Source organism: Chryseobacterium sp. DZ-32 (genome assembly GCF_059587025.1).
Genome location: NZ_JCAIOM010000011.1, coordinates 100645 through 122479 on the forward strand (window position 1 = coordinate 100645; position 21835 = coordinate 122479).

General features: G+C 36.4%; 18 protein-coding genes. 3 read left to right on the forward strand and 15 right to left on the reverse strand.

Annotated elements, in window-relative coordinates; all coding sequences use genetic code 11:
• On the reverse strand, positions 1–684 hold the full coding sequence (locus AC59HC_RS13930) for a TIGR02117 family protein (protein WP_482399965.1): 684 nt from the start codon (positions 682–684) through the stop codon (positions 1–3).
• 360 nt (positions 685–1044) lie between these two features.
• On the reverse strand, positions 1045–1983 hold the full coding sequence (gene queG, locus AC59HC_RS13935) for a tRNA epoxyqueuosine(34) reductase QueG (RefSeq protein WP_110009167.1): 939 nt from the start codon (positions 1981–1983) through the stop codon (positions 1045–1047).
• Between the two features lie 163 nt (positions 1984–2146).
• Between queG and AC59HC_RS13940 the strand changes: the two genes are divergently transcribed.
• Both AC59HC_RS13940 and AC59HC_RS13945 read left to right on the forward strand, forming a co-directional pair.
• Positions 2147–2446, forward strand: coding sequence for a rhodanese-like domain-containing protein (locus AC59HC_RS13940; RefSeq protein ID WP_202839677.1), 300 nt, complete (start codon positions 2147–2149; stop codon positions 2444–2446).
• Positions 2447–2472: 26 nt separating this feature from the next.
• The gene (locus AC59HC_RS13945; protein WP_496558843.1) at positions 2473–3093 is read left to right on the forward strand and encodes an HD domain-containing protein; all 621 of its coding nucleotides are present in this window, start codon (positions 2473–2475) and stop codon (positions 3091–3093) included.
• A 70-nt stretch (positions 3094–3163) separates the two neighbouring features.
• On the opposite strand, the gene AC59HC_RS13950 is transcribed toward AC59HC_RS13945, so the two are convergent.
• The 11 genes from AC59HC_RS13950 to AC59HC_RS14000 all read right to left on the reverse strand — a co-directional run bounded on the left by AC59HC_RS13950 (position 3164) and on the right by AC59HC_RS14000 (position 15795).
• Positions 3164–3934, reverse strand: a complete 771-nt coding sequence (locus AC59HC_RS13950; RefSeq protein WP_496558844.1) for an alpha/beta fold hydrolase — start codon at positions 3932–3934, stop codon at positions 3164–3166.
• 14 nt (positions 3935–3948) lie between these two features.
• On the reverse strand, positions 3949–4893 hold the full coding sequence (locus AC59HC_RS13955) for an NAD(P)H-dependent flavin oxidoreductase (protein WP_227944058.1): 945 nt from the start codon (positions 4891–4893) through the stop codon (positions 3949–3951).
• Between the two features lie 169 nt (positions 4894–5062).
• Entirely contained in the window at positions 5063–6430 is a 1368-nt protein-coding gene (locus tag AC59HC_RS13960) for a peptidylprolyl isomerase (protein ID WP_202839682.1), read from the reverse strand.
• Between the two features lie 86 nt (positions 6431–6516).
• On the reverse strand, positions 6517–7440 hold the full coding sequence (locus AC59HC_RS13965) for a PfkB family carbohydrate kinase (RefSeq protein WP_079240824.1): 924 nt from the start codon (positions 7438–7440) through the stop codon (positions 6517–6519).
• Between the two features lie 27 nt (positions 7441–7467).
• The gene (gldD, locus tag AC59HC_RS13970) at positions 7468–8025 is read right to left on the reverse strand and encodes a gliding motility lipoprotein GldD (protein ID WP_110009162.1); all 558 of its coding nucleotides are present in this window, start codon (positions 8023–8025) and stop codon (positions 7468–7470) included.
• A 44-nt stretch (positions 8026–8069) separates the two neighbouring features.
• Positions 8070–9104: an A/G-specific adenine glycosylase gene (gene mutY, locus AC59HC_RS13975; RefSeq protein WP_343643918.1), complete on the reverse strand. Its 1035-nt coding sequence runs from the start codon at positions 9102–9104 to the stop codon at positions 8070–8072.
• A gap of 250 nt (positions 9105–9354) precedes the next feature.
• A complete protein-coding gene (locus AC59HC_RS13980) occupies positions 9355–10506 on the reverse strand; it encodes a hypothetical protein (RefSeq protein WP_216445118.1) in 1152 nt (383 codons plus the stop codon).
• A gap of 16 nt (positions 10507–10522) precedes the next feature.
• On the reverse strand, positions 10523–13234 hold the full coding sequence (locus AC59HC_RS13985) for a glycoside hydrolase family 19 protein (protein ID WP_496558845.1): 2712 nt from the start codon (positions 13232–13234) through the stop codon (positions 10523–10525).
• 195 nt (positions 13235–13429) lie between these two features.
• Positions 13430–13888 carry a hypothetical protein gene (locus tag AC59HC_RS13990; RefSeq protein ID WP_238349606.1) on the reverse strand — a complete coding sequence of 153 codons (459 nt, stop codon included), beginning with the start codon at positions 13886–13888 and terminating at the stop codon, positions 13430–13432.
• A 78-nt stretch (positions 13889–13966) separates the two neighbouring features.
• A complete protein-coding gene (locus AC59HC_RS13995) occupies positions 13967–15328 on the reverse strand; it encodes a DUF5458 family protein (protein ID WP_062676366.1) in 1362 nt (453 codons plus the stop codon).
• A 20-nt stretch (positions 15329–15348) separates the two neighbouring features.
• Entirely contained in the window at positions 15349–15795 is a 447-nt protein-coding gene (locus AC59HC_RS14000) for a type VI secretion system contractile sheath small subunit (RefSeq protein ID WP_041461881.1), read from the reverse strand.
• A 351-nt stretch (positions 15796–16146) separates the two neighbouring features.
• Between AC59HC_RS14000 and AC59HC_RS14005 the strand changes: the two genes are divergently transcribed.
• Positions 16147–17193: a hypothetical protein gene (locus tag AC59HC_RS14005; RefSeq protein ID WP_343643737.1), complete on the forward strand. Its 1047-nt coding sequence runs from the start codon at positions 16147–16149 to the stop codon at positions 17191–17193.
• A 58-nt stretch (positions 17194–17251) separates the two neighbouring features.
• On the opposite strand, the gene AC59HC_RS14010 is transcribed toward AC59HC_RS14005, so the two are convergent.
• Both AC59HC_RS14010 and AC59HC_RS14015 read right to left on the reverse strand, forming a co-directional pair.
• On the reverse strand, positions 17252–19348 hold the full coding sequence (locus AC59HC_RS14010) for a M13 family metallopeptidase (RefSeq protein WP_202839698.1): 2097 nt from the start codon (positions 19346–19348) through the stop codon (positions 17252–17254).
• A 357-nt stretch (positions 19349–19705) separates the two neighbouring features.
• Positions 19706–21763 (reverse strand): M13 family metallopeptidase, encoded by a 2058-nt coding sequence (locus tag AC59HC_RS14015; RefSeq protein ID WP_110010726.1) that lies wholly within the window; start codon positions 21761–21763, stop codon positions 19706–19708.
• Positions 21764–21835 lie beyond the last annotated feature (72 nt).

Below are 21835 nucleotides of genomic sequence, written 5' to 3' on the forward strand. Positions count from 1 at the left end.
TTATTTATAGTGCTGAAAAATTCCGAAATCTGAAGGGGTCCAAAGTGCGGCCTTTTGTCCTGCAGCTTTTAAAGCGTTATTGCTCCAGGTATTGCAGGTATAAAGAAAACTGTACGTTCCTTTTGCATCATAAAAGGCATCATTATCACCGTATACTGCATCTGTTGGAATCAACATGAAGTTTCCGTTCTGGTCTCTGTCAAATTTATCTTCTACAAATTTTACCAGATTCAGATATTGATTTCTGCTGATCATAATCATTTTACAGTCGTCGCCTTCTTTCATCGTATTATAAAAGGTACAGTGCATTGCGGAATCACTTAGCCAGAATGCTGCTTTTATGGCTGTTGAAAATTTCAGATCTGCCCATGTGGGAGTATCAAGATAAAACCCTTTGTCTCCCCATCCTATTCCTATATACTGATAATCTGTTTTTTTTGATTTGGTATTGGCAAAAGGAATTTTCCGGCTCCAGTCCTGAAGGTCATTTTTTACAGGCATTACGATATCGGTATGCACTCCGTTGGTGTAAATATAGATTGGAATTTCTTTCTTCTGTCCGTCATCTTTTGCTGAAACGGGAATATAGGGAATCAGCAGCCCAAGGATTACGTAAATAATCACAATTCCTAAAATAATTCCTAGCACTTTCAGGATATACATTAATATCGTTTTCACAGTCATGTTTTTTAACAAAATTTAATCTTTAATTTTTAGTAAAAGTATTTGTTTTAATCGAAAAAATGGCTATATTTAGTTACGAAATATTCACAAATATGCGTAAAAATACTAAATCCCAAAAAAGGTTTAAAGTAAGAGTAAAAACTGCTCCTAAAAGAATACAAAAAAGACGTTGATTTTCGGTGAGATTTTGATCTCCTGAAAATCAATTTTTCTTTATAGGAAAGGCTTTTTAAGAAACTTATTGATGTAAATCTTCACCTCCTTAAAGCGAAAAATTTAAGGAATGGTCGACTATCAGCTCTGGTTTGGAAGTTCAAAAAATTCCAAAAGAGGAATTATCACCGAAAGTTCAGGGAAAAATCAGTCGGAAGTCTTCTGTAAAAACTCAATATTTCTTTTGAGACCGGCAAACTTGGTTCGTTTTACGGGAGATTTTCTGAAGATTTCCGAGAAAATTTCCTGGGTAAGTTCTTTCCACTCTCCTTTTTTAAAGTTTTTCAAGGCTTCATTGGGCTGGAAACGGCTCTGTTTATTGGGTGCTGAGAATCTGTTCCAGGGGCAGACATCCTGACAGATATCGCAGCCAAACATCCAGTCTTCCATTTTATCTTTAAAATAATCCGGAATTTCATTTTTGAGTTCTATGGTTGCATAAGAAATGCATCGGCTTCCATCTATAATCTTTTCAGAAACAATGGCATCTGTGGGACAGGCATCGATACATTTTCTGCAGCTTCCGCAATGATCCGTAGTGGCATGGTCAGGAATCAGCTCCAGATCGCAGATGATTTCGGCCAGAAAATAAAAAGAACCGCTCTGTTTGGTAATGAGGTTGGCATTTTTCCCTACCCAGCCTATTCCCGACTTTTTCGCCCAGGCTCTTTCCAAAACCGGCGCAGAATCTACAAAGACACGAAATCCAAATTCCCCTATTTCTTCCTGCAGCTCAGCAACCATTTCACGGAGTATTTCTTTGATTACTTCATGATAGTCTTCTGCATAAGCATATTTTGAGATTTTAAAGTTCTCCAGCGTTGAAATTTTTTCTTCAGGAAAGTAATTGTAAGAAAGTGAAATCACAGATTTTGAACCTTCTACCAAAAGTCTCGGATCAAGTCTTTTGTCGAAATGATTTTCCATATACTTCATTTCGCCGTTATAATTATTCTTCAGCCATTTTTCAAGATGGGGAGCTTCTTCCTCCAGAAAATCAGCTTTGGAAATACCACAACTCTGAAACCCAAAACTTTTTGCCCTGGATTTTATGAGTTGGGAATATTTTTCAGCGTCTGCATTCATTAATTTCACACTGCAAAATTAAGATTATTTTATCAATCTTCTGATTTCTACCAAAGTTCGCTTCACCGATGATTATTTTCTGAAAAATTATGCTTTCATTAGGATTTTTTTCAAAGAAAAAATACGTAATTTCGTTTCTAATTTAATGTTTAAACCAACAACTATGTCTTTAATAGAAGTAATACAATCAGGAAACTATGAATTAATCGACGTTCGTGAACCAATGGAGCTGGAAATGGACGGTAATATAGATGGTGCTAAGAATATTCCTTTAGGTGAAGTAGAAGACAGACAGGACGAGATCCTATCTGTTGAAAAACCTGTTATCTTATTCTGCAGAAGTGGAAACAGAAGCGGAAAAGCATTGGATTATCTTAACGCTCAAGGATTAAAGGACGGTTACAACGGCGGGGGCTGGTCTGAGCTGAAGGCTGTTCTGGAAGCAAATCAGGGAACTTTTTAAAAGTTCCTTTTTTTTATCTTATTTCTATGAATCTGAAAAATTATTTTGACACGCTTTGTTCTTCTTTCACCGAAAACAAACAGCTGATCGACAGCCTTTGGAACGAACTTGAAACCAGATATTCTGAAAAAGGGAGACACTACCACAATCTTCTTCATCTTGAAAATATGTTCAGTGAGCTTGAAGCTGTGAAAAGCGATATTTCAGATTTTACAGCCATTTCTTTCTCCGTGTTTTACCATGACGTTATCTACGATGCTTCTTCTAAGTCTAATGAGGAGAAAAGTGCTTCCAAAGCAGAAAAAAGGCTTGGAGAACTTCATTTGAACAAATACAGAATTTCACTCATTTCTGCGCAGATCCTGGCAACAAAATCACATCATCAATCCGATAATGAAGACACCAATTATCTGCTCGATGCTGATCTTTCTGTATTGGGCAAAGATTTTAAAACGTATCTGGAATACACTCAGAATATCAGAAAAGAGTATTCTATTTACCCTGACTTTCTGTATAAACCGGGACGAAAAAAAGTGCTCAAACATTTCCTTGAGCTTGAAAGTATTTTTAAAACGAAATATTTTAAGGAAAGATATGAAGCCCGGGCAAAGGAAAATATTGCTGCTGAACTTCAGTTATTGAAATAAAAATAGATCAATCTGTTTATTTAACAAAAACAAAGACACCCGTTAACAGGTGCCTTGTTGATATTGTATATTAGAAATATTTGCTGATAAATCCGGCCGCTTTCTCCAATACAAGCTCAGGTACTTCTTTATGTGGTGTATGGCCTATACCGGGAATGATATATTTTTCCGACCTTCCACTGACCTGAGTCACTGTTTTTTCTACCTGATCCAGTGTCCCATATTCATCAGCCTCTCCCTGAATAAATAACAACGGAGCTGTAATATCTTTCAGGAAATACTCTATATTCCAGGTTCTGTAATCATCCCGTGTCCAGGTTTCTGTCCAGGCTCTGAAAAGCATTTCTACTTTATCGCCATGATATTTCTGTAAACGTTCCGGAAGATTGGTCGTTTTGTAAGCTTCCCATGCGTCGTAAACTCCTTTTAAAGTTGTTTCTTCTACAAAAATATGACCAGCTTCACAGATAACGGCTTCTATTCTTTCGGGATATTTTGCAGCGGTGATCAAAGCAATTGTTCCCCCATCACTGTGCCCAAAGAGAATCGCGTTATCAATATCCATTTCAATCAGTACATCATTCAACAAATTTGCTTCCAGTTCCATATAATGTACCGGCCGTTCATGAGTAAGCATAGGAAATGATTTACCATAGCCTAACCGGTCATAAGCAAGAGTATTGCACTGTGCTGCTTCAGACAGTTTTGCCGGAAAATCCCTCCAAAGCTGCACAGATCCTAATGAATCATGCAGAAAAACAATCGTAGGCCTGTCTTGAAATTGATTATTGTGTTCGATATATAATTTTTGTCCCTTTACATCAATTATTCTTCCTTCCATCGAATAAAATCATATTAAAAAACCGGCATTTTCGTTTCTTCAAATTCTTTTAAAAGATGGCTGAAAACAGTTTCAACCGGAAGAATTTCATCAATTAAAGCAGAAACCTGGCCTATTTCAAGTTCTCCGTCTTCCATATCTCCTTCAAACATTCCTTTTTTTGCTCTGGCTCTTCCCAGCGATGCGATTAAAGCATCTTTGTTTCTTCCGTTCATATAAATATCTTCCAGCTCATTGAAGAATTTATTTTTAACCATTCTTACAGGCGCCAGTTCTTTCAACGTAAGGTGTGTATCTCCTTCCTGGAGTTCTGTAATTTTCTTTTTCCAGTTTTCATGGGCACTTGCTTCGTGGGTAGCAGCAAAACGGGAACCGATCTGTACACCGTCTGCACCTAGAATCATTGCAGCTTTAATTTGTGAACCTAAAGCAATTCCTCCGGCAGCGATTAACGGCTTAGAAATATGTTTCTTTACATTCGGAATAAGACAGAATGTGGTGGTTTCATCTCTTCCGTTGTGGCCTCCTGCTTCGAAACCTTCTGCAACAATGGCATCTACTCCGGCATCTTCACATTTTACAGCGAATTTGGTGGAAGAAACAACGTGAGCTACTTTTATTCCTTCTTTTTGAAGGGTTTCCGTATAGGTTTTCGGGTTACCGGCTGATGTAAATACAATTTTCACTCCTTCTTCAAGGATGATCTGAATGATTTCCTCAATATTAGGATATAACATCGGTACATTTACTCCAAATGGCTTATCTGTTGCCAGTTTACATTTCCGGATATTTTCTCTCAGGATATCAGGATACATACTTCCTGCTCCTATTATTCCCAATCCTCCACAGTTGGAAACGGCAGAAGCAAGTCTCCATCCTGAATGCCAGATCATACCAGCCTGGATAATGGGATATTTAATAGTAAAAAGGTGTGAAATTCTATTGTGTGTGGCCTCCATGTCATGAAGTTTTTTTGCAGCGTTAAAATCTATAAAATTGCTCATGCGTAAAAATACTAAAAACAATGGTTTTCCGGGAAATATCTGTCCATATTTTCCATCATGGATTTTCGTCTTTATAAAGTTCGATGATAAAAAAAAACCTTCAGAAATTCTGAAGGCTTTGATTTTATTTTGTTAAGGATTGTTTCTTCCAGTTAGACTTAAAGTTACAGCTGTCGTAACGTCCGTCAATTGAAATAAAGGTTGTCGGTAACTTGGAGTTGACAAACTTTTCAACCATTTCACTTTTCTTTTTATTCAGTGCCATCTGCTTGATTCTGCTGAAGTCTGTTTCCAGCGTAATCTGGTGAGAAGGAATCACATCTTCCACTTTGATGATCTTGATTTGTTTTCTCTTGTTCTCTTCATCTTCAAAAGCAGTAGTAATATCACCTTTATTTAAACCTGCCAATTCGTAGCTGATTGTTCCGGGGATACTTTCTCTTTCAATTTTATCAGAACCATCGGCTCCAGGAATGATCCCGGCGTTGAATTTTGTTCTTTTATCATCTGAGAATTTAAAAGCCGCATCTTTGAATGTTATTTTACCATCGATAATAAGACCTCTGATACTGTCTAATTTTGCTTTTGCAGTTTTGATCTCATCATCAGTAGGAACAGCTTTCAACAAGATGTGTCTTGCATCATATACTTTACCGGATCTTTTCACCAACTGAATAATGTGAAATCCGAATTCAGATTCAACAGGATCTGAGATTTCATTTTCCTGAAGGTTCAATGCAGCAGCTTCGAATGGCTTCACCATCTGCCCTTTATTGATATTTTTATATAATCCTCCGTTGGCAGCTGACCCTTCATCTTCAGAATAAATTCTTGCCTGGCTTTCGAAAGTTTCCCCTCCGATAATATCCTGTTTGATTTTTTTTAGTCTGTTGATAAGGTCTTGTTTATGAGCTTCTGTAAGTGACGGGTAGATCATAATCTGAGCTAAAGTAACTTCATCTTTTACCTGTGGCAGCTGTGTTTTATACATATTGTAAAAATCAGTTACCTCATTTGGAGTTACGTCTGCTTTATCAGTAACTCTCTGGTACTTCGCCTGTCCGTAATACTGGTCTGTATCTATTTTTTCAATAGCATTTTTCAGTTCATACGCATTTCTGAACTTATAGGCTGCAAGCATTGTTTTTTCATCCGGAAACTGGGAAAGCATCTGACGGTATTTTGCATTAGCTTGTTCTTTGATTGCTGCAGAACGGTTTTCAATTAACGTATCTTTTTTTGCTTCGTATACAAGAAGTTTATTGCTGATAAGATTTTCCAGGAACTCACATTTGTCTGTGTTGGCAGCTCCCTGCTGTTTACCATAATTCATCTGCTCGATTACATCAGATTCCAATACAATCTCATCCCCGATAACAGCTGCAATGCCATCCACCAGATCTCCTTGTTTTAGCTGAGCATTCATCATATTTGAAGAGAATATCATGATGAAAATCCCAAGAAGAAAAGTGATTTTTAGTTTATTTGTCATTTTACTATTTTAACAAGTTGCAAATTTAGAATTCTTAACGAATTTCCTTCAATTTTTTATTATAAATATTTCTTAAAAAGACTTATTTATTGCAGTTCAACATCAAATGTTGTCAATTCTTTGAATTGTCTCAATCTGCTGAACATATCAGCTTCGTTTACTTCCTCTATCCTTTCTGTTCCGAATTTCTCTACGGTGAATGAAGCCATTGCAGATCCTACGATAAGAGCAGACTTCATCGTTTCGAAATCAATTTTTCCTTTTTTAGCAAGATATGCCGCGAAACCTCCGGCGAAAGTATCTCCGGCTCCTGTAGGATCGAAAACATCTTCTAAAGGAAGTGCCGGGATAGCAAATACTTTATTGTCATGGAAAAGTAAAGCTCCGTGCTCTCCTTTTTTAATGATCACATATTCAGGACCCATAGTGTGGATCTTTTTAGCTGCTTTCACTAAAGAATATTCTCCTGAAAGCTGTCTTGCCTCTTCATCATTGATGGTAATAACATCTGTTTTTGCAATCATATCCATTAAGATATCCCATGCAGAATCCATCCAGAAATTCATGGTATCAAGGATAACCAGCTTAGGACGGTTGTTCATTTTTTCAAGTACAGATAACTGAACTCCAGGGTGTAGGTTTCCAAGTAGTAAAATTTCGGCATCCTGCATTGAATCCGGGATTTTCGGATCAAAGTTCTCCAACACGTTTACTTCTGTAGCCAAAGTATCTCTTGTATTCAGATCGTTGTGGTATTTTCCGGACCAGAAGAATGTTTTTCCTTCTTTCACGATTTCAATTCCTTCAATGTTTACATCTCTGTCTGTGAACATATCCAGATGTTCCTGTGGAAAGTCTCCTCCTACTACAGAAACAATTCCGGATTTAACGCCTAAAATTGATGAAGTGATCCCGATATAAGTGGCTGCACCTCCTAAAATTTTGTCCGTTTTACCAAATGGTGTTTCAATTGCATCAAATGCAACACTTCCTACAACTAAAAGTTTCATATATTTTTCAATGTATATTAAAAGTAATTATTTTTTCCATTCAAAAGTGTCCAGCAGATGTTTCATATCATTTTTGATATAATTTACTGCGGGAGCAAGAGAGTCCGGTTTTGGCCTCGTGTTAAAGTATAAGTAAGCAGTTACGAAGTGTTTCGTACTGTCTGTAATGTAGAATTGCAGATTGGAAGCGCTCTGCCCTTTCAGTTCATAGAAGTTCCCGTATACTTTCTTTTCAGGGTATTCGAAGGATTTTGTATCTATAGAACTGGCTTTGATGGTATGTTCATACACCATTTTTTCAGCTTCCTTGATATGGTCAGCAAAGTCGTTTTGTATCGGATAATAAGTAACGAAAAGCTTAGCTTTCATTTTCGGATAGTTCAGATAAAACCAGCAAGGTTTTTTGGCTGGCGTTATGGAAGCAAAGTCCGAATACTCAAAGGTATAGGCGCAATCGTTTTCAAACTTCTGGTATTTCGGTGCGGGATATTCAAGACGCAGTTCTCCATAAGGTTTTGGTGAAGGGTCTTTTCCACATGAAATTAAAAGCAGCGATACAAAAATAAAAATGACTTTTTTAATCATTTTGCAAAAGTACAAATTAGATTTCAGATTTCAGAAGACAAATTTCAGTCTTTCAGTGCGTTTTGAATGTAAATTTCCAAAGGCTTCGGAAAGGATTTTTCATGAGAGTCTTCAAGGTCTGTAATCAGGTATTGATTTTCAGCGATAAAATCATTCCATTGTTTTTCTGAAGTAACCTCGACATTCCAAATTTCAATGCTTAAATTCTTATGAGTCAGTTTATGGGTAACTGTTTTTGAACCTGTAATGAAGGGTTCCATATCGGAAGGAATAGCTGTGGGAAATTCAAATAATTTCTTCCATATGAAGTCATCTGCTCTCTGACGGATCAGAAACTGTCCTTTTTTATGAACAAAATAATAGGTCAAAGCAAGATCTTCTGCTTTTACTTTTTTTGTTTTTACAGGATAATCTGAAATTTTTTGCATGGAAAATGCCAGACAATCTTCATTTACAGGGCATTCTCCGCACAACGGATTTTTGGGTTTACAGATTTCCGAGCCGATATCCATCATAGCCTGATTAAAGTCTCCTACATTTTCCGGCATTACCAGGGCGGCCAGTTCAGAAAAATAGGTAAACGCTCTTGAATTTGAAATATCAAAATCATCGGCAAAAAGACGGCTCAGAACACGGTAGAAATTTCCGTCAACGGCAGGCATTCTTCCCCCGAAGCAGATGCTTGAAACAGCTGCTGCAGTATATTTCCCTACTCCTTTCAGTTTTAAAATTTCTTCATATTCGTGAGGAAAGACACCCTGATAATCGTTCATGATCTGCCGGGCCGCTTTATGAATATTGATGGCTCTTGAATAATATCCCAATCCTTTCCAATAGAGTAAAACTTCGTTTTCTTCAGCTTCTGCCAATGTTTTTACATCGGGAAATCGTTTAATGAAATTATTATAATGATTCAATCCCTGATTGATTCTCGTCTGCTGAAATACAATTTCACAGATCCAGATTTTGTACGGATCTTTTGTCTGTCTGAAAGGCAGATCTCTTGCATTATTTCTGTACCACTCCAAAAGCCTGTTTCCTATATGAAGGAATTCTGAACCTGTTCTATTTTTTTCCAAAAACCAATCTTATTTTAAATCATTGAAGAGATGATTTTCTCTTCATCCTGAACATTGTTTCTATGCTGCAAAGATAGGTTTATTTTATTTTTCCTGTTTTTGATGTTGAAGGAGTTTTTTTGTGAATCCGTTATTGTATAACTTTTTTACTCTTATCTATTCCTACTATTTGCGTATGAAAAAAAGATAAATAATTAAAAAGTTCTCATCAGGATATATAGTTTATGAACTAGTTGATATTTATTAGGATTTATTGATAATCATCATCTTGGGGTGAAGTTGTACTCTCGTTTTCTAGGCCACCGCTTTCAATATATTTTTTTAAATATGGATAACCAAAATAGTTGTGTTTTTTTAAAATATCTAGTACTTCAGGGTGATTCATTGTGCTTTTATTTTGAAGGTAGAACAATGTAGTAGCTTGCGAGTTCCAAGAATCCGTATTTAAACCTTTATAGTTGTTGAATGCAGGGATTTCTATATTGGATATATTTGCTACAATTTCAGCCTTTTCATCAGGTGAAAATAGAGATTTTATACTGTCATTATAAAGTATACCAATCACATAATTTGATAATGCAGAGACATATTTATCATTATTTTTAGTTGTGTTTTTTTCTATATACTTAAGTAAGTTTTTTCTAATACTTAGTTTTCCTTCACAATTTTTTACAAATAAAATATTTCCTATTTTTTGAGAGGATTCTGGCGTTTCTTTGGAATATTCTTGAAATAGATCATTTAGAATTACTTCATTTATTTTATCCTCTTTATCAAAGCCAAAATTTACAAGTAATATTTTTAAAAAATCCTTGTCATTAGCTAATAACCAAGCCAAGTCTCCTTTACTGTTGTTAAATAAATATTTGTTTCTAGCAATAATAGTTTGATTTAAATTTACTTTCAAATTATTGTTTTTTAACTCCACAATATCATTTAAAAGAGGCAGATCTGTTAAAATTTTAAGATTGGGATAAACATATATATGATCATAAGTGTAATCAAATTCTGTTTGTTTAATATTTTGTTCCTGTGACGAATTGACAAAATAAGTAGTGAAATTTTGATGCTGCTTTACTGAGGTACATGAACAATCTTCCTGTGTTTCAAAAATATCCTTAATTTGCTTTGAAAAAAAGCTGTTTTCAGGTACTTTATAACCATTTTCTTTCAATCCTTGTAAGGTTAACTCTCCACCTAATTCTAAATCTTTATCTATTAGCTTATACTGATTTGATGTATTTGTGTCATTTTCAGAAAGCTCAATTTTTTCTTGAAGCCTCATATGTTTTTTTATAAAATCTATATCATTATTTATATTTTCAACTGTTGTATTTTTCTCTTTATTTTGACAGCAAATAAGACTTGTTGCTGAAAAGAAAATGATTACAAATTTTTTCATTTTTTATTATTACTAATTATCTATATCCGATATGAAAATGATCTTGATGAACACCGGTAGCTTTGCCAATTGTGTTCTTTATTCCCTTTTTATATGCGTAGTTTTTTATAAATTTCCATTTGACAGCTACATCTAATATATTTTCTAAATCTTTTATGAATGCTTCTTCATTTTTATATGTTTTCATAGCATCCTTCCAAAGTGTTTGTGCGCCATTTGTACTTCCTGGATATCTTATATCAACATCATTTCCTGCTATGTTGTGTCCCGCATGTCCAATATTTCTGCCATCGTAAGCCGAAATATCATTAAAATATAGTGCTTTTGAATACTTATTTAATGGTAAAGAGTAAAAGAAACCTAATAATGCAGCACAGACTTTTTCATTTACCCAGTTATCTCCACCTTTATCTCTTGTTCCAAACCTTCCCCAATTAGGTCCTGTTTCGGGAAAAGGTAAAAGATTGTGACTGTTTTTTTTGATATTATAAGTTTTGATTTTCTGCCCTGATTGATAAATGTTATATTCATAATCCATACTATCGGATTTTGTGGTTATTTTTTTAACTTCAAAAGTATCTACATTAATGTCATATTGATTTTTATCTCCTTTTTCTGTATCATTATCTTTCTTTCCATATATGCATTCGTTTACTTTAAATAAAATAGATGTTATTTCATCGAATGATTTTTTCTTTCCCTTCCAATCTACATCTGTTCCAATTAATTTTGAAATTAAATTTACATTTTTTTCTCCATTAGCTTTTTTCTGAATTGTTCTTTCATCTGCAACCCAGTATCCCATACAAGCTAGCATTGCAACTTCTGCATTAGTGCCTACTTTATTAGCTCCTTCATCAGATATAATTTCAATATTAGCATATTTTTCAGTGTATTTACTAGCTGCTGTATAATTATTTCTACCTGTTAGTTGAATGAATCCTCTTCCTCGGTATCTCCAACCATCTCCATCTTTTGTATTTCCTAATTTGGCTTTAACTGGACGGTTCTTATCATCATATACTAAATTTGCTATCATCTCCTGATTAGCTTTTTGTATACCATTATCATTCGCTTTGTTTAAATCTTTTCGACCATATTTATTAGCATCTTCTTTATGAATGTCAAAATATGAGAAAGGCCGACTTTTAAATTCCCCGTCAAGATAGTAGCCTCCTATTTTTTTTATTGGGTCTCCCTTAACCCAATTTTTGCCTTTATATCTGTCACCTTCAATTAATCTCTTAACAGAATAATTTAAGCCTTCATCTTTAATATGTAAAGATGTTCCAGCTTCTATTCTGGTTTGTGCAAAAAAATGAGCCTTATTCCAACATGTATTCATCTGAAATTTTGACATATATTTATTATATGCTTCCATGACTGATTTAAGTTTAGTTTCATCTTGACAGTCAGGGAATATTTTTTTCATTTGATCTAAAGTAACATCTTTGTCACAATTCGGACATTTTCCGGTTTCAGGTTTAGGAGCTTGAGTCTTCTGCACCACCACCGCACTCTTCACCTTCTCCATTTCCATCAGTCCATCCGAATTTACCCCAAATTTCTGAGATTCTGCAGAAAGATCTTTGGAGATAATTTCTATAAAATAGTTTTGTGTATAGGAATTCAGATTGCCGATAGGAAAGCCTATTCCTTTTTCAGAACTCACTTTTGTAATGATAAATCCTGAGGTATCATATACATCGGCAGGAATTTTAATCATTGCACTTCTATAAACTTCATGAGTGGATGTGGAATCATATTTCCAGATGACATATTGGATGTGTTTTCCCACCATATTTTTGGAGTGAATTCTGACCCTAACTTTATCTCCTACAGCTACTTTGGAAAGCTCTTTTCCTGTATCATCAATGAAAACCGCTTCTATAATATTACCTTTAGGATCCGGCTGTTTGGGACCACCTTCTGGTCCGACAGGAAATTTTGGTGTGTGTTTCTCAGGCTGCGGCTTAGGTTTGGGTTGAGGTTGTCCCTTATAATCAGGGTTGACTACATCTACATTCACCTGGCTGGCTCCCTGAATTTGCCCTGAATAAGTGGCTGTAACATAATATTCATGATTCGCGCCTTCATTTCTGTCACCTTTCATCAGAAACTGATTAGCCATCTGACGAAGAATTTTTTCATCAGACATTAAATGAATAGATACTTCCGCAATTCCTTTTTCATTGACGCGAGCCTTATAGCTGCGGATGTGACGGTTGTTTTTGTTAATACCGGCATCGTGCCCTTTTCCAGGAGCGTCATCTTCCCAAAGGTGAAATTCAATTTCTTTATTAAACATTGCGATGCAGTGAGCCTGCGCAATAAGAGTATCACGGTAGCTGGCCGTATTGAAATCTTTTGTTCCTCTGTTAAAGAGGACTACTTTATCAATCTTCGGAACCTTGTTGCTGATAGGAACTATTATAAGGCTGCCAGCCAGTTCCCTGGTAACAGGAAGGCCGGGTAAAATCCCTTTTTTAATTTCATACACCTTCATTTGAAATTCTACTCCCAGCGCTATTTCTCCAAAGTTGTATGTCACTTTTTCACCGGTCTTGGGCTTTCCGGTGATGTCTTTCCAGCTTCCGTTTTTCTGTTTCTTATAAAGATACCATTCAAAGTCCCCATTCAGTACAAATGAAAGTACTGAAGGCTTTATTTCGTAGGAACATGTTGTTCCAACCCGAGGATTCTGATCCCCGGCAATATTTCCTGTCATCGCTGATAGAATTTAAATAGCTTTCAGTCGGAAGTTATTGGGACAGGTACTACTTTTCAGATTAAATTGTAGGAGAGGATGAAGGATTATATCCTCATACAGAGTTACATTCTTTTTCATTTTGTTTTTGTGTTTGTTCAAAAACAAAAGTAAAAAAAATCATGATATAGTGATATAAAAAACCTGAATTTAAAGTTAATTCTTCTCAACAGAATATACCGGAGCCGCTTTTAACCACTGATACTTAAGGTTTCTGTCTTTGGCTATAAAACGATACCCTTCAAGCTTCTTCAGATACACATACATAGAATCTGTATTTTTGATCTTTAATTTGTATTGAGATAAAAACAGCATTGGCATATCTACCATAGAATCTCTTACTGTTTTCAATACTTTTCCGGATTTCACTTTATAGAGATAGAATGATTTTCCACGGCCTTTTGAACTGTCTGAAAGTTTTACCTCTGAACTTGCAAGTACGAGTTCACTTCCATCAAAACATTCATCTTCATTCATGATGTATGCTTTTCCTTCCTGACGTTCCTGTGCGAAAAGATCATTTTCGTAAGTGCCCGGACTTTGGTATTTTTTTTCACAACTTATCAAAAGCACCATTGATAACATTGGTAAACCAATGATAAGTTTCTTATTCATATTCAATTTCATAGGTGTTGGTTGAAAAAAAACCGATGTAATATTGCATCGGTTTTTGTTATGTAAAGTATGTTTATGTTACTCCTGAGTATATTCTGCATCCCATTCGTTACCATCATCTCCTTTGTGTCCGTCCAATTTAATAACGAAACTTTTTGTAGGGAAATAAGGGGTCATACGGATATCCAGCCATACTCTGTCTTTGTTTACTCTATCCTGCTCGAAACGAACAATTTTGAATTTCTCGATCAGCTTGTCCGGTCCTTTGATATTGTCAAGGAACGTTACAATCTGTCTTCTTAAATCGTCTTCGTTTTTAGCATTCCAGTTTTCGAAAGCTCTTCTGTTAAGGAAATCAAGTAATACTTTGGTTACATAGTCGAATACACGAACTACGGAATAGGTCTGAAGACCGATATTGTCTCCTGTAAATAAGGTCTTCGCTGAGAAAGCCATAATTTTTCCGTATTCGTTAACCATTGGTACAAGACCCATTTTTTCCAGCTGAGAAATTTCACTTTTCTTAAGCTCGAATTTTACAGCGTCTACTTCGTTGATGTTACCATGTTTTTTACCTGCTGCCACCTGAGACATCAGTGTTTTATGGATTTTTCCTGCTAATGAAGTGGAAGGCGGAAGTTCTACGTTTTCTTCTTCCCCTACTTCTTCAGCTTTACCACGTCCTACCAGCCAGTTACACGTCATGATAACGTTACTTCTGTGAAGCTCACCTCCAGTAAGGTTTGCAGAGTGGAATAAGTCTACTACATCATCCGGCTTATCAAGGTTGGCGAAGTCTGTAACCATCATTACTTTGTTTTCGTTACAGATTTTTGCCCACTTCTCGATGACCTTGTTTGATCCTAAATATCCAGGTATGGCAAGGATTGAGTAGTTATCTCTAAGGTCAAGACGGTCATAATAATTTTTGAATTCTTCTGAAATAGCATCAATGAACAAAGGATTATCCAGATCGGAAACCTGCTCAAGGCTTGCATTGACGATACTTACGTTATCCACTTTATCCAATTCTGTATTTTTGTAGAATTGCGCTACTGTTCTGTAGTTGGTCTCCAGCATGCGAACAGCATCCAGTGTATTTTTTAAGTTTTTCTTTAAATTCTCGTCGGCCTGTTGTGCTTTACTTTTGCACGTATCAGCCATTTTATCAGCAGATTCGCTACCTTCTAAAAGGTTTACCCAAAGGTTGATCTTCTGAAGAAGTTCTTTTCTTTCTTCTGCTTTATTGCTGTCGTTCAGGAAGATTTCTTTTCTTGCCTTTCTTGTTGGGTTCATATTGGCAATACCGTCTACAACGGATTCAACAAAGCCAAATCCTCCCATTTTATTTAGCTCTGCAAGCGGGTTGCCCTTCGGCTGCCCTGCGTGTTGCTGCTGACCCTGCTGCTGGCTTTCTTGTGCCTGTAATTTGCTATCCATGATTTAATGTAAGTCTTTAATTATTTTTCAAGTTCTTGTGCCACTTCTTTCAATACCTCTATGAACGCAGCTCTTGTCTGATCGTTCTCCAGCATATTGCGTAGAATTTTGTTTGTTTTCAGCTGACGTACTATTTTATTGTACTGCTCCTGTTCCATGCTCAATTGCTGCAGATAATCCGACTTCTGAGTAAGGCTTTTAGGGGTAAAGTCTCCAAGGTTTTGAAAACGGAATTCTTCTTCTACCACTCCACCATCTTCTGTTTCGTGCTGTACCGATACTGAAGGCTGGAAATGTCTGAAAACGTCTTCCACTGTTTTTAATCCTGTTACGATTTCAGGGGTATAAGACTCTTCTGTTGTAAGCTGGCTTACTATCAGTGATTTATTTTCCTGTATTTCCTGAATAGCTTCATTAGCGTCTACTTTTACCTCGTTTCCGCCAACACCATAATTAAACATTGCCATATTATTGTTATTTTGAGATTTACTATTTTGGTTTGGATCTGTCCTTGAGTAATTTACCGATGAATCAAATAAATTACCAATCCAATGTTTAAATTTAAAAAAAAACTGTAACATACAAAATTTTACTAAGATTTTTCTTGGATCATCAAAATTCTCCTGCATTTATTCAACATAAAATCACCGTATTACGATATCACTAAGCTATGAAAAAATAAATAAAGTCTTTCAAGAAAAATTAAATAATTTTTCGTTCTCGTACTCTGTACAAAATGGTAAAATGAATGTTAAAATAAGAAATCCTCAGACTTTACAAGAAAATATTCTTTATATTTAAAGAAAGTGAACAGTGTTATGAAAGATGTAAAAATAGCGTTCAGAAAACCGATATTTCCAGTTTCAGAAGCATTACAGCAATATTTGGAAAAGTACAACAGAACCACCAAAATTAAGTTTCTGTATGAAGATCTTTTGAGATTTAATGATAGTGTGAGTATTCTGGATAAGGAAGGAAAAGATACCTTATGGCTTGGAGTATTGTATTCTGAATATGAGTTTAAAGAAATAGAAGCTAATTTAAATAAAATTTACACCCTCCTTCATTCTGATGGAGATACCGCTACGCTACCTTATCTGACAGTGGATACCATCGATTTTTGTACTTTCGGAAATTCAAAACCCTTCCGGATCCGGGTGAGAAATGTACTGAATGATAATTATACCTATTTTTATATTAAACAGGCTGATGCTTCCCGGATATTCGGACTGGAACTTGAAGATCTGCTTTCTCCCAACCGGATTAACTTTCTGGTGTATAAAAACACTCTGATTGAAGAGCATATCCTAGGAATTCCCGGGGATATCTTTATTCAGAAACATCTGCCCAACTGTACAGAACTGGAAAAAGCACAGATCTCCAAGGAATTTGTGAAATTCAACGAACGCTGCCTTATCGGGCTTCTTGGTGACATGCGTTCTTATAATTATGTGGTGATTCCCATCCATGATTTCGACCAGGTGATTTACAGAATCCGTCCCATCGATTTTGATCAGCAGACTTACGAGGGAAATCTGAAAGTATATCTTCCCCAGTATTTTAAAGAAAACAATCAGATGGTGAATATGGTTCTGGAAAAACTGAAGCCAAGTTCTATAGAACAGTACCGTAAGGAAGTGCGTTCGCAGATTGTAAAAAGAGTTACGAGCAGCCAAAACAGATTTTATGAGCTCATTTCTATTATGAAAAAAGACAATATTGCGCCGGAAGCCAATGTCATAGAACTAAGGACAGCCTTACAAAAACTCACTTACGATGTCAATTTCAAGTATTGTAAAACCATGGGAGATATTATAGAAACCGGAATAAAGTTTGTGCTCCGGAATTATAAGAAAGAATATTAAAAAGAGAATCCGCCTCAAGTGAGGCGGATTCTTTCTTGTCTAACAATTTAAGGTAAAATTACCAGATTTTTATTCTGTCCTGAGGAGCTTTATACATTTTGTCTCCCGGTTTGATATCAAATGCTTTAATGAATGAGTCCTGATTGACCAACGGACCAAATGCCCTGAACATTCCCGGAGAGTGAGGATCGGTTTTCACCTGGTTGATCATATACTGATCGGTAGCTTTCGTTCTCCAAACTGTTGCCCAGCTCATGAAAAATCTCTGATCCTGAGTGAATCCGCTGATCTTTCCAGGGTTTCCTTTATCTTTTAAGTACATCTGAAGGGCATCATAAGCCACTGCCACTCCACCTAAGTCACCAATGTTTTCACCACTTGTAAATTTACCGTTCACGAAGCTTCCTTTTACAGGTTCGTAAGCACTGTACTGAGCAGCTAACTGGCCTACTTTTGCATCAAAGTTTTTACGGTCTGCATCCGTCCACCAGTTATTCAGGTTACCGTCTCCATCGAAACGGGAACCGCTGTCGTCAAATCCGTGAGAAATTTCGTGACCGATTACGGCTCCGATTCCTCCGAAGTTCACTGCAGCATCCGCTTTAGGATTGTAGAAAGGAGGCTGAAGAATGGCTGCCGGGAATACAATTTCGTTGTTTGATCCGCTGTAGTAAGCATTTACAGTTTGTGGAGACATTCCCCATTCTGTTTTATCAACCGGTTTTCCTACTTTATCTAAGCTTCTCTGATATTGCCATGCAGCAACATTCTGAAGGTTTGAATAAAGCGTAGCTCCTTCTTTTGGAGATTCTACTTTCAATTGTGTATAATCTTTCCATTTGTCAGGGTAAGCTATTTTTACGGTAAACTTGGATAATTTTTCCTGAGCTTTCACTTTGGTTTCAGGAGACATCCAGTCTATGTTTGCGATGTGGGTTTTGAATGATTTTAAAAGGTAATCAATATACGTTTCCATCTGCTTTTTAGCTTCTGGAGTGAAGTATTTGTCTACATAAAGTTTTCCGAAAGCTTCACCAAGAACACCATTGACAAGGGTAAGCCCTCTTTTGTTCATCGGGCGCTGTTCTTTTTGTCCCTGTAAATATTTGGCATAGAAATCGAATCTGATCTGCTCTAAATTGTCATCCAGGTTGCTTGCGTTTCCATTGATGATATGGTATTTCAGATAGTCTTTCAGCAGAGGAAGGTTTTTCTGGGTAATGAACTGATCCATATTCTGGTAGTATTTCAGTTCTCCGATGATCACTCTGTCTGTGTTTACACCTGCATCTTTCAGGTATTTGGCAAGATCAACGTTTTTCACAAGACCTGATAATTCAGATACATTTTTAGGGTTGTATCTTAAGTTGGCATCTCTGTTCTGCTCAAGTGTCAGCAAGTAATTGGCAAGCTGTTTTTCAAAGTCTACCACATTATGTGCAGCCTGAGTTGTATTTTTATATCCTAAAACTCCGAATAACTTTCCAACATACGTCTGATATTCGGCCAGTGTTTTTGTATTGGCATCATTTACTTTCTGGTAATAATCTCTTCCCAAACCAAGATCCGGACCACCAAGATACACCGCATTCATCTTGGAATTCTTCATATCAGCACCTACTCTCCATCCGTAGAAAGAATTATCTCCTAATCTTGTAGCTTCCAAAAGGTATTTCTGAAGATCAGCAAGAGTCTTAATAGCATCTATTTTGGCAAGATCAGCTTTAATTGGTGCCAGACCTTCCGTATTTCTTTTATTTGTATCCATAAAAGAAGCGTAAAGATTCTGGATTTTCTGCCCTTCTGATCCTGCAGGGTATGATTCTGTAAGGATTTTGTTCAAAATATCTAATGAAGCATCATCTACATTTTCTCTCAAGGCATTGAAAGAACCCCAGTTGGCTTTATCGGAAGGAATCTGAGTCGTTTTCACCCAGTTTCCGTTCACATAGCTAAAAAAGTCATCCTGTGGACGGACACTTGTATCCATATACGATAAATTAATTCCCTCTTCTTTTGCTTCTTCTTTTACCGGTTCGGCTACTTTTGCCGTAGCTTCAGTTTTATTCTCTGTCCCTGCAGTCTTAGCTGTACCACACGAATTAAGAAATACAATACCTGAAAGGGCAAGTATTCCAATATTTAGCTTTTTCATTAAAGATAATTTTTGATTTTACACAAACTTATCAAATATACAAACTTTAATGATATGTAGTGAATGATAATTAATATATGGTGAAAAGCGAAAAATTCAATGTTTAATGTTTAATGTTATTAGGTATAGAACCACCCCGTCAAAAATTCTTTGAATTTTTGCCACCCCTCCGTGGGAGGGGAATGATGGGAGCCGTTATTGTAACGATTGTCCCTTCGATTACTTATTACTTATTATTTATCACCTATTTTCCCTAATCCCTAAAACCTGCTACCTACCATCTGCTACCTGCTACCTACCATCTATCACCTGCTACCTAAAAAAACAAAACCGCCCATTGCTGAGCGGTTGTTATTTTTACCAGATTTTGATTCTGTCTTCCGGAGCTTTGTATAATTTGTCTCCTTTTTTCACATCAAATGCTTTATAGAAAGCGTCAACGTTGATTAGCGGACCGAAGCTTCTGAAATATCCAGGAGAATGCGGATCAGTTTTCACCTGATTCACCATATATTTCTCACTTGATAATGTTCTCCAAACGGTTGCCCAGCTTAGGAAGAATCTCTGATCCTGAGTAAATCCGCTGATTTTCCCTGGGTTTCCTTTGTCTTTTAAATACATCTGAAGAGCGTCATAAGCGATGTTTACACCTCCTAAGTCAGCGATATTTTCACCGTTTGTGAAAGTACCGTTTACAAAAGTTCCTTTTACAGGCTCATATTTATCATACTGAGAAGCAAGGGCTTTTGTTGCTTTTTCGAAGTTCGCTTTATCTTCCGGAGTCCACCAGTCTACCAGGTTACCATCGGCATCGAACTGTGCACCTGAATCATCAAATCCGTGGCTCATTTCGTGACCGATAACCGCACCGATACCTCCGAAGTTTACAGCAGCATCAGCTTTAGGGTTAAAGAATGGCGGCTGAAGGATGGCAGCAGGGAATACAATCTCGTTATTTACCGGGTTGTAATATGCATTTACAGTCTGCGGAGTCATTCCCCATTCTGTTTTATCCACCGGCTTGCCTATCTTTGCTAAATCTTTATTGTATTGCCATTCGGTAATGTTCTGAAGGTTCTGATATAGGTTTCCTCCCTTAGCTTCAGAAACGATATTTAATTTTGAATAGTCTTTCCATTTATCCGGATAAGCAACTTTTACAGTGAACTTGTTCAGCTTCTGCATTGCTTTTTCCTTAGTGGTAGAAGACATCCATGCTAAGTTATTGATATGAACTGCGAAACTCTTCTTTAAATAGTCAATCAGTTCTACCATCTGAGCTTTTGCTTCAGCAGGGAAATATTTCTCAACATATAGTTTTCCGAAAGCTTCTCCCAAAGTACCGTTGATCAATTCAAACCCTCTCTTGTTAAGAGCTCTCTGTTCCTGCTGGCCTCTAAGGTATTTGCCATAGAAAGCAAACTTCATATTTCCTAAGTTTTCGCTTAAGTAAGAAGCACTTCCGTGGATCATATGGAATTTAAGATAATCTTTGATCACAGGAAGGTCCTGAGCATTGATCAATTTATCAAAATTCTTATAGAATCCTAATTCGCTGATAATGACCTTATCCGTATTTACTCCTACTTTTTTAAGGTAACCAGGGATGTCTACTCCTTTCACCAATGCTGAAAGTTCAGCCATTGTTTTAGGATTGTACTGAAGTGTATTGTCACGGCTCTGTTCATTTGTCAGATAGGTATTTGCAACACTTTTTTCAAAGTTTACAATACCTTTTGCAGCCTCATCAGCATTTTTATATCCTAATTCTTTTAGCATTGAAGCTACATATTTCTGATATTCAGCAATAGCTTCTGTATTTTTTTCGTTTACTTTCTGATAGTAGTCTCTTCCTAAACCTAAAGTGGCATTTCCTAAATAAACGGCGTTCATTTTAGAATCTTTAAGATCTGCATCCACTCCCCATCCGTAAAGAATGTTCTCTCCTTCTTTCGTTACAGAAGTAAGGTAGTTCTGAAGATCAGCCATATTTTTAATAGCATCAATCTTATTCAGATTTTCCTGGATTGGTTTGATTCCGTCTGCATTTCTTTTCTCCATGTTCATGTATGTAGCATACAGATCCTGGATCTTTTTCCCTTCACTTCCGTCAGCAAATTTATCTTTCAGAAGAGAGTTCAGGATGGTCATGGAATTGTTATCCGTATCCTCCGCCAGTTTGTTGAAGCTTCCCCATGTTGGTTTGTCAGATGGAATTTTGGCTGTTTTCATCCATGTTCCACTCACATAGTTGTAAAAGTCATCCTGAGGACGTACAGAAGTGTCCATCAGGCTAAGGTCTAAGCCTTTATCTGTGTTATTCACTGCTACTTTAGCAGCTTTTGCTTGTGCGCTCATAGTCGTCTGAGTACAGATCCCTGCTATTAAAAACAAAGAAAGCGTTATTTTTTTCATTATGATAACAATTTATAGAATATGTATGATTTATTTTGAATTTGTTACTTGAATATGAAAACAAATTTAAAT

Coding starts and splice junctions, on each gene's coding strand:
- AC59HC_RS13930 (WP_482399965.1), bottom strand. CDS start 684: ATGACTGTGAAAACGATATTAATGTATATCCTGAAAGTGCTAGGAATT.
- queG (WP_110009167.1), bottom strand. CDS start 1,983: ATGAATGCAGACGCTGAAAAATATTCCCAACTCATAAAATCCAGGGCA.
- AC59HC_RS13940 (WP_202839677.1), top strand. CDS start 2,147: ATGTCTTTAATAGAAGTAATACAATCAGGAAACTATGAATTAATCGAC.
- AC59HC_RS13945 (WP_496558843.1), top strand. CDS start 2,473: ATGAATCTGAAAAATTATTTTGACACGCTTTGTTCTTCTTTCACCGAA.
- AC59HC_RS13950 (WP_496558844.1), bottom strand. CDS start 3,934: ATGGAAGGAAGAATAATTGATGTAAAGGGACAAAAATTATATATCGAA.
- AC59HC_RS13955 (WP_227944058.1), bottom strand. CDS start 4,893: ATGGAGGCCACACACAATAGAATTTCACACCTTTTTACTATTAAATAT.
- AC59HC_RS13960 (WP_202839682.1), bottom strand. CDS start 6,430: ATGACAAATAAACTAAAAATCACTTTTCTTCTTGGGATTTTCATCATG.
- AC59HC_RS13965 (WP_079240824.1), bottom strand. CDS start 7,440: ATGAAACTTTTAGTTGTAGGAAGTGTTGCATTTGATGCAATTGAAACA.
- gldD (WP_110009162.1), bottom strand. CDS start 8,025: ATGATTAAAAAAGTCATTTTTATTTTTGTATCGCTGCTTTTAATTTCA.
- AC59HC_RS13980 (WP_216445118.1), bottom strand. CDS start 10,506: ATGAAAAAATTTGTAATCATTTTCTTTTCAGCAACAAGTCTTATTTGC.
- AC59HC_RS13985 (WP_496558845.1), bottom strand. CDS start 13,234: ATGACAGGAAATATTGCCGGGGATCAGAATCCTCGGGTTGGAACAACA.
- AC59HC_RS13990 (WP_238349606.1), bottom strand. CDS start 13,888: ATGAATAAGAAACTTATCATTGGTTTACCAATGTTATCAATGGTGCTT.
- AC59HC_RS13995 (WP_062676366.1), bottom strand. CDS start 15,328: ATGGATAGCAAATTACAGGCACAAGAAAGCCAGCAGCAGGGTCAGCAG.
- AC59HC_RS14000 (WP_041461881.1), bottom strand. CDS start 15,795: ATGGCAATGTTTAATTATGGTGTTGGCGGAAACGAGGTAAAAGTAGAC.
- AC59HC_RS14005 (WP_343643737.1), top strand. CDS start 16,147: ATGAAAGATGTAAAAATAGCGTTCAGAAAACCGATATTTCCAGTTTCA.
- AC59HC_RS14010 (WP_202839698.1), bottom strand. CDS start 19,348: ATGAAAAAGCTAAATATTGGAATACTTGCCCTTTCAGGTATTGTATTT.
- AC59HC_RS14015 (WP_110010726.1), bottom strand. CDS start 21,763: ATGAAAAAAATAACGCTTTCTTTGTTTTTAATAGCAGGGATCTGTACT.